An 11,035-nucleotide genomic window follows, 5' to 3' on the forward strand; every position below is an offset into this window, starting at 1 on the left:
GAACCCGTCGGGAGCGGAGCGAAGCGGGCGGACCGGATGAGACCCGACCTCCTGCGTCCGTCCGCCGAGATCCCGATCGGTCTGTCGACGGCGTCGGTCTATCCCCAGAACACCGAGGCGGCCTTCGCCTACGCCGCCGAACTGGGCTTCGACGGCGTCGAGTTGATGGTGTGGGGTGACGCTCTGAGCCAGGACATCCGGCGGGTCGAGTACCTGTCGGACCACTACCAGGTTCCGGTGCTGTCGATCCACGCCCCGTGTCTGCTCATCACCCAGCGGGTGTGGGGACGCGACCCGGTCGTGAAGCTGGCCCGTGCGGTGGAGGCGGCCGAGGATCTCGGTGCGTCGACCGTCGTCGTGCATCCGCCGTTCCGGTGGCAGCGTGGCTACGTCGCCGCCTTCGACGATCTCGTCGACGAACTCGAGGCGGACAGCGGGGTCGCGGTCGCCGTGGAGAACATGTTCCCCATGCGCGCCGACCGGCTGTTCGGCGCAGGGGAGCCCTCGGTCCGGCGACTCAGCAAGCGCGGCGGTGGTCCCGGTCTGGCGGCATCGGCGTTCGGCAAGTCGATCGATCCGACCGATGACGGCTACGCGCACTACACGCTCGATCTCTCGCACACCGCGACCGCCGGCGTCGACGCCCTCGCTCTTCTCGACCGGATGGGCTCGCGCCTCAACCACCTGCATCTCGCCGACGGCAACGGTGCCGCCACCGACGAGCACCTGATCCCCGGTGACGGGGCGCAGCCCTGCGCCGAGGTGTGCCGGCGCATCGCGGCGAGCGACTTCGCCGGGGCGGTTGTGCTCGAGGTCACCACGGGGAGCGCGCGCACCAAACCCGAGCGCAGCGCGCTGCTGGCCCGTTCGCTAGATTTTGCGCGGCGGCATCTCAAACGGGAGCTGCACCCCGAGCCCACCGGCCAGTTGAGCAGCTGATTCGTCGGGGGACGGGTCTCCTCGACGAAGGCGGGACGATGACCAGCAAGATCACCCAGGTGCAGGAGCTGACCGAGGTCGACCGTGGCGGTCCGGACTCGATCACCCTGCGGGCGCACATCGACGAGACGTTCACGATCGGCCCCAAGGTGCACGGCGGCACGCTGCAGATGGTGGTCGCGAAGGCGGCCCGGACCGCGCTGACCGCGCTCACGCCGGACGGCGACCGGCTCGCCGAGTCGGCGGCCGCGATGATCCCGGTGGCGATCTCCAGCGACTACCTCACCGCTCCCGATGCCGCGGACGTCGACCTGGTGATCAGTGTGCGCAAGCGCGGGCGCACCGTCACGGTCCTGTCGGTCGACGCCGTGCAACTCGGTCGGACCGTGGTGTCCTCGTCGGTGACGATGGCCCGTCCCGACAGCGGCCGGCCGCACCACTCCGGCCCCACGGTCCTCGACTCCGTGCCCGTGGAACCGTCGTCGACCGGCATCCCGCTCGACGGTTCGCCCATCGCCGAGGTCAACCACCTCGGCGCCGCCATCGACCTGGTCCTCGACTCGGAGACGTTCCCCGTCGTCCGCGGCGAGACCGGCGAGCCGCTCGTCCGCGGGTGGATCCGGCCGAAGGGCGTCGAACCCGACGAGTACTTCACGGTCCTGGTCGGTGACATCTCGCCCCCGGTCGTCATGAACCTGGCGCTGTTCGGATGGGCGCCCACGGTGCAGCTGACCACCTACGTCCGGCGCCATCCCGCGCCCGGCTGGCTGCGTTTCGCCGCGACGAGTTCCGAGGTCGGCCCCGGAATGTTCGAGGAGGACCACCTCGTGGTGGACTCGACCGGGACCGTCGTCGCACAGTCCCGTCAGCTCGCCCTCATCCCCGCAGGAAGGTAGACATCCGTGTCCGAACGCATCGCCATCATCGGCGGAGGCAAGATCGGTGAGGCACTGCTCGCCGGTCTGATCGGTGCAGGCACCCCCACCAAGGACCTCGTCGTCGCCGAGCGGGTGGAGAGCCGCGCCGCCGAGATCGCCGAGGAGTACGGCGTGCTGGTCACCGACGTCAAGAGCGCGGCCGAGTCGGCGCAGTATGTGTTCCTGGCGATCAAGCCCGACGACGTCGACTCGATCCTGCGCATCCTCGCCTCGGCGGAGGACAACGCGGAATCCGAGCGAGTGACCGTGACCCTGGTGGCCGGCCTGCCCCTGTCGCGCTACGAGAGCGCGCTGCAGGCCGGGTCGCCCGTCATCCGGGTCATGCCCAACACCCCGATGCTCGTCAACGAGGCGATGTCGGCGGTCTCGGCCGGCCGGTACGTCGGCGACGAACAGCTGCAGGCGGTGGTCAAGATTCTGCAGACGGTCGGCCGGGTGACGGTTGTGCCGGAGAAGCAGATGGACGCGGTCACCGCGGTGTCCGGTTCCGGTCCGGCCTACGTTTTCCTGCTCGCCGAGGCGATGATCGACGCCGGCGTCGGCTTGGGGCTCACCCGTGCCCAGGCCTCGGAGATGGCGGTGCAGACCATTCGCGGCGCGGGCATCCTGCTGAGCGACTCGGGGCTGTCCGCGGTCGACCTGCGTGCGGCCGTCACCTCGCCCGGCGGAACCACCGCCGAGGCGATCCGGGAGTTCGAGGCCAACGGTCTGCGGCACGCGGTCTACCAGGCGACTCGTGCCTGCGCGGCCGCCAGCGCCCGCGGCGGACGTCGAGTGGAAGTCGAGGGTTTGGCGCAGGGACACGCCGTCACCGACACCCCATGAATTGTGGTCGAACGGCCGACAAACCCCAGCATGTTGGGGTCGAGTCACAGGAATCTCAGAAATACCGGTCTCTCACGTCGCTTTTTTCACATCTGCCACGCTAAGCTTCTTTAAGCACGTGCGTGTCTGATGTCCGCAGGAGGGGAAGCCTGCGGCCGCGACGCGTGCACCGGAGGTATGAGTGATTCATGGCACCTGCAGACACTCCTGGTGACAGGACAGGCGCAGTGAGCAACGCGGCTTCGGCGTCGCAGTTTCTCACCGTCGCCGAGGTTGCATCGTTGATGCGCGTTTCGAAGATGACCGTCTACCGTCTCGTCCACAACGGCGAACTGCCCGCGGTTCGGGTCGGACGCTCGTTCCGTGTGCACGCGAAAGCGGTCCACGACTACCTGGAGACGTCGTACTTCGACGCCGGCTGATCCGGCTTTCGCACCACGCCTGAACAGCAGTTTCTTCGAAAGGTCTCCGTGACCGGCCCACGCCGGTCACGGGGCCTTTTGCGTGTGGGCGTCCCCGGCCGCCGCTCGTTGGCCATCGCGATTTCCCGATCCGGCGTGCCGCCCGGTAGGCTCGGTGGTCGCGTACCTGGATGCGCCGGTGAGCCCTACGTGACACACCGCCGCTCGTCGCTTCGCTCCCGGCGCCGTACCCGGCTGAAGTGCAGACCAGGGCCGAACAAGTACATCAGTGTCAATCGTGAGGAAGCGCCCCGATGGGTTCAGTGATCAAGAAGCGCCGCAAGCGCATGTCGAAGAAGAAGCACCGCAAGTTGCTGCGTCGGACCCGGGTGCAGCGTCGCAAACTCGGTAAATAGGCTTTTCTTCGGCATCAGGACCCGCTACGGCGGGTCCTTTTGTCGTCCCGGGCCTCCTCGGTGCGCCGGAACGCCCGACTGGCGATAGCCTCGGGGCATGGCCGAATCCACCTCCGCACCCCCCAGGGTGGTCCTGGTCACCGGGGCGTCGACCTTCCTCGGCGGCTACCTGGTGGCCCGTCTCGCGGCCAATCCGGACATCGAGAAGGTGCTCGCCGTGGACTCGCGGGTGCCGCGCAAGGATCTCCTCCGCCGGATGGGGCGAGCGGAGTTCCTCCGGGTGGACATCCGGCGTCCCACGATCGCGAAGGCGCTCGCCGCCTATGACGTGGACACGGTCGTCCACGCCGCGACGTCGATCGCCGACACCGCCCCGCACTCCCCTGCGATCAAGGAGTTCAACCTCGTCGGGGCGATGCAGGTGTGCGCGGCCTGCCAGCGCACACCATCGGTGAAGCGTCTCGTGCTGCGTTCCACCGCCATGGTGTACGGCGCGGGCAGCCGCGACCCGTCGCACTTCGCCGAGGAGACGCGCGCTCCCCGGGAGCCGAAGCGGGGATACGGTCGAGATCTACTCGACGTCGAGGGTTACGTCCGCGGCCTCGGTCGGCGGCGTCAGGACATCGACATCACCATCGTCCGCCCGCAGGCCATGTTGGGTCCGCGCATCACCACCCGGATGAGTTCGTACCTCTCCCTGCCGGTCGTGCCGACGGTGATCGGATTCCAGCCGCGCCTGCAGTTCCTGCACGAGGAGGATGCGCTTGCGGCGATGGAGCACGTCACCCTCGCCGGGAAGGTCGGCACCTACAACATCTCGGGCGAGGGCGTGGTGACGCTCACGCAGGCGATCCGACGCGTCGGGCACATCGAACTGCCTGTTCCGAGCAGTCTGCTGGCGCCGATCGCGGGGGTGTTCCAGGACCTGCGGTCGGCGAAGCTGCGGTCGTCGCAGACGGAGTTCCTCACCTACGGCCGGGTGCTCGACACGACCCGCATGCGGACCGAACTCGGCTTCGTCCCGCGGTACACGACGCTGGAGACGTTGGACGACTTCATCGAACGCAGCGGGGTGACGCCGGTGATCGGGTCCGATTCGTGGAGATCGTTCGAGCGACGGGTCGTGTCGGCCGCCCACCAGTTGCAGTGAAATTCAGGGTCATGATGGCGGCGAAGTCGCCGTGAGCATGCGCAACGTGGGTGCAACCTCTAGACTTGGACGCCAGACCCACATCGCGCCCAGCGCTCCTACGCCGCGACTCGTTCGCCCCGGCGGTCCGAGTGCCGGCAGCAACCCGAGCCCAGACCCGGCCCGGATTTCGAACCCAGGACTCAGCTAGGGGTGAGCACTTTGGCAGGTGGCGGAGCGACAGATGCACGTACCGCGAAAGTCATTCAGCTCTACACATCGCCGACGGGTCCCGATGCCCGGGGTGTCCGGGAATCGGGTCGCCGACGCCATCCGAGTCAGCAGGTCGGTCGTGAACGATCGAAAAGCGCAGCGGCGCAACGGGGATCGTCGACGCTCGGACACCCCAACACCGATGGGTTCGGCCGCGCGCCCGCGCAGGTGACCCCGATCAGCGACGAGATCACCCTTCCCGACGAGGCGCTGGGCGTCGAACATCGCGGTCCGTCGAAATCGAGTCCGCTGTTCAGCCTGGGCGGTCTGCGCGGCGCGGTCGCCGACACCCTCACCTCGACCGCCGGGTTCATCCGGGAACGGATGGCGGGGGAGTACGAGGTCGACGAGTTCGGATTCGATCCCCACTTCACCGAATCGGTGTGGTTCCCGGCGATCCGGCAGGTCTACGAGAAGTGGTTCCGCGTCGAGGTCACCGGTGTGGAGAACCTGCCGCGCGAGGGTGGGGCGCTCCTGGTCGCCAACCACGCGGGCACGATCCCGGTCGACGCCGTGATCACCTCGCTGGCCGTGCGCGACAACCACCCGGAGGGCCGGTACCTGCGGGTCCTGGCCGCCGACATGGCCTTCGACACGCCGGGCGTCAGTGAGGTCGCGCGGCGGATCGGTGCGACGCTGGCGTGCAACTCCGACGCCGACCGTCTGCTGCGCGCGGGTGAGCTGACCGCGGTCTGGCCCGAGGGGTACAAGGGCATCGGCAAGCTGTACAAGGACCGCTACAAGCTCCAGCGGTTCGGCCGCGGCGGGTTCGTGACGACCGCGCTGCGCAACGCCGCGCCGATCATCCCGGTGTCGATCGTCGGCTCCGAGGAGATCTACCCGATGCTCGCCGACCTCAAGCCGCTCGCCAAGATCCTCGGCCTGCCGTACTTCCCGGTGACCCCGCTGTTCCCGTGGCTCGGGCCGCTGGGCATGGTGCCGTTGCCGTCGAAGTGGCACATCCACTTCGGCCGGCCCATCGAGACCGGCTCCTACGACGAGGCGTCCGCCGACGACCCGATGGTGGTCTTCGATCTCACCGACCACGTGCGCGAAGAGATCCAGCAGACCCTCTTCCGGATGCTGAGCCGGCGCGGAAGCGTCTACTTCGGCTGAGCTCGGTGTCGCGCGGGGGCGTGGCGCGCGTTCGACGCCCGTTCCGGTCCGTCAGCTGATACTCATGGAGCATGCGTGCAGTCGTGTGCCGGCAGGGCGAGCTGACGGTCGAGGAGATCCCCACCCCGGAGCCCGGCAAGGGTCAGGTACTGCTCCGCGTTCTCCGCGCGGGCATCTGTGGTTCGGACCTGCACGCCCGGGTCCATGCCGATGCCACGGCGCAGGTGTCCGCCGAGGTCGGCTACGACGCATTCATGCGATCCGGGCAGTCGGTGGTCATGGGACACGAGTTCGCCGGCGAGGTGGTCTCCTACGGGCCCGGTTGCCGTAAACGCTGGTCTCCCGGGACCCCGGTGGTGTCGGTCCCGATGATCCGGCACGGCGCCGACGCCCACCTGACCGGACTGTCGGAGTCCGCGCCGGGCGGGTACGCCCAGTTCGTCCTGGTGTCGGAGGACATGACCTTCGAGATCCCGGAGAACCTGCCCGCCGAGCATGCTGCGCTGACCGAGCCGATGGCCGTCGCCCATCACGCGGTCCGACGCGGGGAGGTGGGACGCCGGGATGTCGCGGTCGTCGTGGGTTGCGGCCCGATCGGGCTGGCCGTCATCACGATGCTGAAGGCCGACGGAGTTCGCACGGTCATCGCGAGCGACCCGTCACCCGGCCGCCGGGTGCTGGCTCATCGCGTGGGGGCCGACATCGTCGTCGACCCGACGGTGTCGTCGCCGTTCGAGCGGTGTGCCGAGGTCGGCAAGTACATCACTCGCGCGCAGGATCTGCTGGGCGCGGCGTTCGACGCCATGCGGACGCTGCGGCGGATCCCCTTGGCGCCGTGGTCCTCGGTGTTCCGCATGGCCGACCGCCTGGGTGCCACACCGAAGGGCCCCGTCGTCTTCGAATGTGTGGGGACGCCCGGGATGATCGAGCACATCGTGACCGAGGCGCCGTTCCGGTCGCGGATCGTCGTGGTCGGGGTGTGCATGGAGCCCGACACCTTCCGCCCGGCGATGGCGCTCAACAAGGAACACGAGTTGCGGTTCGTGTTCGCCTACGACCCCGCCGAGTTCCACGACACGCTGCACATGATGGCCGACGGCAAGGTCGACGTCGCACCGCTGATCACCGCGACGGTCGGTCTCGACGGCGTGGGAGCGGCATTCGATGCCCTCGGCCGCGCCGAACACCACGCCAAGGTCCTCATCGACCCGATGAGTGAGGTGGACTCGCTGTAGGGGGAGGTTCGTCGATCGTGCGCAGGATTCCGTCGACTGTGCGGCCCCTCCGCTGGTTGAGCCGGCCCCGTTAGGCGAGTCGCCGTGTCGAAACCACCTGGCGACCACCCCCACCCCCCGCTGGTTGAGCCGGCAACGAGCCGTTAGGCGAGTCGCCGTGTCGAAACCACCTGGCGACCCGCACAACTCAGCTATCGGCGAACCTCGCCGACCTCAGACCGCAACGCTCAGAGTCTATTTCGTCTACGACGGTGACGCGCTGTGGAGGCTCATCCGGAATTGTCGGTGGTCGGGTTTAGATTGGTTGGTATCAGAACACGCCCCGGAAAAGGGGTGGGTCGGACAGGCGTCGGGGGGCGTTGTGAAGGCGTGGACCGATCTACCGAGCGAGTACATCGCCGGGGTCGATCCTGCCCACACGGCCGAGACCGACATGGTCATGTTGATGGCCGGCCTCGACGCCACCCGGCGAGGCGAGTCCTACCTCGCCTGGCACCGCTATCAGACGATCGCGGCGATGACCGACCGCCTGATCACCACCAGCGCGTCCGGGTTCGTCATGGACGGTCACGCCGACTGCGCCGCCCGTATCGCCCGCCAAGCCGGGGTGTCCCGCCGCCACGCCGAAACCCTCATCGACGAGGCCCTCGCACTACGGGATCGGCTCCCCGAGGTTGCTGACACCCTGCGTGACGGGGTCCTGTCGCAGTGGCAGATCCGGTTGGTCATCTCCCGCACCGAGCTGATCCCCGCCGATGACCCGATCACCCCCGCGTTGGATGCCGAGATCGCCGACACGGTGCGTCGCCGTACAGGTGTGTGGGATCGGGCGCGGTTGCGGGACATGGTCGACCGCCTGGTGTTCCGCCACGATCCGGATGCGGTACGCCAACGCCGCAAAGACGCCATGGACCAACGTGGGGTGTGGACTCACGAACTGCCCGACGGCACCGCCGAACTCACCGCCGTGATGTCGGCGGAGAACGTGCGGATCTCGGCCAAAGCCGTCGCCATCCTCGCCGACTCGGTCTGTCGGCGGGATGGCCGCACCCAGGGGATACGACGATCCGATGCGATGTTCGCGCTGTTGACCCGCACCAGCTTCGACTGCCAATGCGACGATGAACAGCCCTGCACCGCCGACATCCCCGACCCACAGAGTGTGCTCGACGCGGTCCGCGCCGAGGTCGTGATCCATGTGGTGACCGATGCCGCGACCCTGGCCGGGGCACCTTGGGTGGGGTTTCTCGACGAGCACGGCATCATCAGCGACGAGCATGTCCGTGACCTCGCCGCCCGCCCCGACGCCACCCTCACCCCGGTCACCCCCGCCCGCACCCAACCCACCTACCTCGCCGACACCGCCGATACCGCCGACGATGACCAGCGGCGGAGCGCGCAACGCCCGGCACCAGCCGAGGACACCCGAGCCGACGACGCCACGACCGGCGCACACGGCGAAAACGAAACGGACGCAGCCGAACCCGATCGACCCGTCGAGACCACCGCGAGTGTCGCAGTGATCTACCCGGCCACCCATCCCGGCAACGGGTACCGGCCCACCACGTCGTGCGCCGACTTCGTGCGGGTGCGGGACGGATACTGCACCGAACCCGGCTGCACCCGTTCAGCATTCGCCTGCGATCTCGACCACGTCACCGAGTACGACCACACCGACCCCGCCCGCGGTGGGGCGACGTCGAGTGAGAACCTCAACGCCAAATGCCGCCCCGGTCACCTGTTGAAAACCCACGGGGACTGGGTCGATGTGCAGTACCGCGACGACGACGGCCGCCTTGTCACCGAATACGAGACCCCCGAAGGGGTCACCCTGCCCGGCGACGCCGAAACCCTGGAAGACACCTTCCCCAACCTGCGGCGTATCCGGTTCGAACAAGCCGCCCAAGCTCCACCTACCCCACGGGTCATCGCCTCCGACAACCCGGAGCGCACAACCAGCCGACTGGACGCCAAACTGGCCCGCCGGCGACAAGAACGCGCCCGCAACAAACGAGCCCGCGAAGAACTCGATCGCCTCGACCCACCGCCCTTCTGATCCGGGGAGCCAGGGCCGTCGGCGTCGAACGGTCAGCGCTGCCGGAGGAACCGCGCCGCGGCTGCGGCGCCACCGCCCGCGGCGCCCAGCACGATGGCGGTGCCGGCGCCGTACTTCGCGGCCTTGCGCGCGGTGCGGAAGTCGTACATCTCCCAGCCGCGGACCTTGGCGACGTCGCGCAGGTCCGTGTCGGGGTTGATCGCCACCGCGCGGCCGACGAGCGACAGCATCGGTACGTCGTTGTGTGAATCCGAGTACGCCGTACAGCGTTTCAGGTTGAGCCCCTCGCGGATCGCGAGCGCGCGCACCGCATGGGCCTTACCGGGGCCGTGCAGGATGTCGCCGACGAGCCGCCCGGTGAAGACCCCGTCGACGCTCTCGGCGACGGTGCCCAGCGCACCGGTCAACCCCAGCCGGTCGGCGATGGTCTGCGCGAGTTCGACGGGTGTCGCGGTCACCAGCCAGACCTGCTGTCCGGCATCGAGGTGACGCTGTGCCAACGCCCGCGTACCCGGCCAGATCTTGTCCGCGATGTAGTCGTCGAAGATCTCCTCGCCGAGCTCGACGAGTTCGGAGGTCGGCTTGCCCGCGATGAACGACAACGCCTTCTCCCGGCCCTCCGCGACGTCGCGCGCATTCTCCTTGCCGGTGATCCGGAACTTCGCCTGCGTCCACGCGAAATCCATGATGTCGCCGTAGGTGAAGTACTTCCGCGCGGCGAGACCGCGAGCGAAGTGCACGATCGACGCGCCCTGGACCAGGGTGTTGTCGACGTCGAAGAAGGCGGCCGCGGTGAGGTCGCGCCGCGGTTCGCCCGGGATCTCGGCCGTCGGGCGCGAACGCAGCGAGTCGACGGCGGCCTTCGCGCTCGCCTCACCGGCCAGGGTCTGGCGGAGTTCGTGCGCGGTCTGCCGGAAGCGGCCGGTCGCGGCGGTCGCTCGCTGGGAGATCCAGGTGGTGACCCGGTTGGTCTCGTCGTCGACGAGTTCGTGGAGTTCGGCGTCCTCGTCGAAGTCGTCGGTGAACTCCACGCTCGCGGCGTGGGCCTCCCAGTCGTCGCCCGTCGGGCCGTCGCCCTGCATCGGATTCGGCGGGAGAAGTGCGGCGTCGTCGGGCGTCTCGTCGTCCTGCCGGTCTTCCGGGCCCGGGGTCTCGCCCACTGCCCACCTCCCACGCGTAGCGCCAGCACTGCTTGCCGGGTACAGCCTAGTGGTGCGCCTGGGAACCGGGCGACTGGTCTCCGGCGTTCGATCCCCACGCCCGGTGACGGACCGCACACCGTCGGCGGGGGAGGGTCACCCGGCTGATCCCGCGGGCGCTGCGCTGGGAGGATGGTCGGCATGACGGTGGAACTGTTGACCCGTGCGGGGTGCGCGGCGTGCGCGGCGGCCCGCTCCGAACTGACCCGGATCTGCGCCGACATGGGCGTGGAGTTCACCGAGGTCGACGTCGACGAGGCGGCCGAAGGGGGTCGGCCGGACGTGCGCGCCGAGTTCGGCGACCGGCTCCCGGTGGTCCTCCTCGACGGTGACGAGCACAGCTACTGGGAGGTCGACGAACCGCGTCTGCGGGACGATCTCGCGGCGCGGCGGTGATCGGCGCCCACGTTCGACGAGACGTTTAACACAGCTCGGCCGATCCCGAGGGGCCGTGTGAACAGATTCACAGGGAAGTTATATCCTCCCTTGGTCGGGAAGAGTCGGGTCC

Annotated in this window: 11 protein-coding genes; 10 read left to right on the plus strand and 1 reads right to left on the minus strand. The window is 68.7% G+C overall.

What is annotated here, in order from left to right:
• The first annotated feature begins 36 nt into the window (after positions 1 to 36).
• From B1818_RS13340 to B1818_RS13380, 9 genes are all read left to right on the plus strand, one after another.
• Positions 37 to 939, plus strand: a complete 903-nt coding sequence (locus B1818_RS13340; RefSeq protein ID WP_078113004.1) for a sugar phosphate isomerase/epimerase — start codon at positions 37 to 39, stop codon at positions 937 to 939.
• 38 nt (positions 940 to 977) lie between these two features.
• Positions 978 to 1,835 (plus strand): thioesterase family protein, encoded by an 858-nt coding sequence (locus tag B1818_RS13345; protein WP_058252638.1) that lies wholly within the window; start codon positions 978 to 980, stop codon positions 1,833 to 1,835.
• A 6-nt stretch (positions 1,836 to 1,841) separates the two neighbouring features.
• Positions 1,842 to 2,702 carry a pyrroline-5-carboxylate reductase gene (proC, locus tag B1818_RS13350; protein WP_065629198.1) on the plus strand — a complete coding sequence of 287 codons (861 nt, stop codon included), beginning with the start codon at positions 1,842 to 1,844 and terminating at the stop codon, positions 2,700 to 2,702.
• A gap of 188 nt (positions 2,703 to 2,890) precedes the next feature.
• Positions 2,891 to 3,124: a helix-turn-helix domain-containing protein gene (locus B1818_RS13355; RefSeq protein ID WP_004019963.1), complete on the plus strand. Its 234-nt coding sequence runs from the start codon at positions 2,891 to 2,893 to the stop codon at positions 3,122 to 3,124.
• A 293-nt stretch (positions 3,125 to 3,417) separates the two neighbouring features.
• Entirely contained in the window at positions 3,418 to 3,519 is a 102-nt protein-coding gene (locus tag B1818_RS13360) for an AURKAIP1/COX24 domain-containing protein (RefSeq protein ID WP_003402602.1), read from the plus strand.
• Between the two features lie 97 nt (positions 3,520 to 3,616).
• The gene (locus tag B1818_RS13365; RefSeq protein WP_058252640.1) at positions 3,617 to 4,669 is read left to right on the plus strand and encodes an NAD-dependent epimerase/dehydratase family protein; all 1,053 of its coding nucleotides are present in this window, start codon (positions 3,617 to 3,619) and stop codon (positions 4,667 to 4,669) included.
• Positions 4,670 to 4,861: 192 nt separating this feature from the next.
• The gene (locus B1818_RS13370; protein WP_171011610.1) at positions 4,862 to 6,037 is read left to right on the plus strand and encodes a lysophospholipid acyltransferase family protein; all 1,176 of its coding nucleotides are present in this window, start codon (positions 4,862 to 4,864) and stop codon (positions 6,035 to 6,037) included.
• Between the two features lie 71 nt (positions 6,038 to 6,108).
• Positions 6,109 to 7,272: a zinc-binding dehydrogenase gene (locus B1818_RS13375; protein WP_078113005.1), complete on the plus strand. Its 1,164-nt coding sequence runs from the start codon at positions 6,109 to 6,111 to the stop codon at positions 7,270 to 7,272.
• A gap of 361 nt (positions 7,273 to 7,633) precedes the next feature.
• Positions 7,634 to 9,328 carry an HNH endonuclease signature motif containing protein gene (locus tag B1818_RS13380; protein WP_078113006.1) on the plus strand — a complete coding sequence of 565 codons (1,695 nt, stop codon included), beginning with the start codon at positions 7,634 to 7,636 and terminating at the stop codon, positions 9,326 to 9,328.
• 32 nt (positions 9,329 to 9,360) lie between these two features.
• On the opposite strand, the gene B1818_RS13385 is transcribed toward B1818_RS13380, so the two are convergent.
• Entirely contained in the window at positions 9,361 to 10,488 is a 1,128-nt protein-coding gene (locus B1818_RS13385) for an HAD family phosphatase (RefSeq protein ID WP_068972464.1), read from the minus strand.
• Positions 10,489 to 10,668: 180 nt separating this feature from the next.
• Between B1818_RS13385 and B1818_RS13390 the strand changes: the two genes are divergently transcribed.
• Positions 10,669 to 10,923 carry a glutaredoxin family protein gene (locus B1818_RS13390; protein ID WP_055475263.1) on the plus strand — a complete coding sequence of 85 codons (255 nt, stop codon included), beginning with the start codon at positions 10,669 to 10,671 and terminating at the stop codon, positions 10,921 to 10,923.
• The last annotated feature ends 112 nt before the right edge of the window (positions 10,924 to 11,035 follow it).

The organism is Gordonia sp. IITR100, assembly GCF_002009645.1.
GTDB classification, from domain to species: domain Bacteria; phylum Actinomycetota; class Actinomycetes; order Mycobacteriales; family Mycobacteriaceae; genus Gordonia; species Gordonia hongkongensis.

Bases quoted from the DNA above. Each gene is read 5' to 3' on its own strand.
- B1818_RS13340 (WP_078113004.1), top strand. From the start codon at position 37: ATGAGACCCGACCTCCTGCGTCCGTCCGCCGAGATCCCGATCGGTCTG.
- B1818_RS13345 (WP_058252638.1), top strand. From the start codon at position 978: ATGACCAGCAAGATCACCCAGGTGCAGGAGCTGACCGAGGTCGACCGT.
- B1818_RS13355 (WP_004019963.1), top strand. From the start codon at position 2,891: ATGGCACCTGCAGACACTCCTGGTGACAGGACAGGCGCAGTGAGCAAC.
- B1818_RS13360 (WP_003402602.1), top strand. From the start codon at position 3,418: ATGGGTTCAGTGATCAAGAAGCGCCGCAAGCGCATGTCGAAGAAGAAG.
- B1818_RS13365 (WP_058252640.1), top strand. From the start codon at position 3,617: ATGGCCGAATCCACCTCCGCACCCCCCAGGGTGGTCCTGGTCACCGGG.
- B1818_RS13375 (WP_078113005.1), top strand. From the start codon at position 6,109: ATGCGTGCAGTCGTGTGCCGGCAGGGCGAGCTGACGGTCGAGGAGATC.
- B1818_RS13390 (WP_055475263.1), top strand. From the start codon at position 10,669: ATGACGGTGGAACTGTTGACCCGTGCGGGGTGCGCGGCGTGCGCGGCG.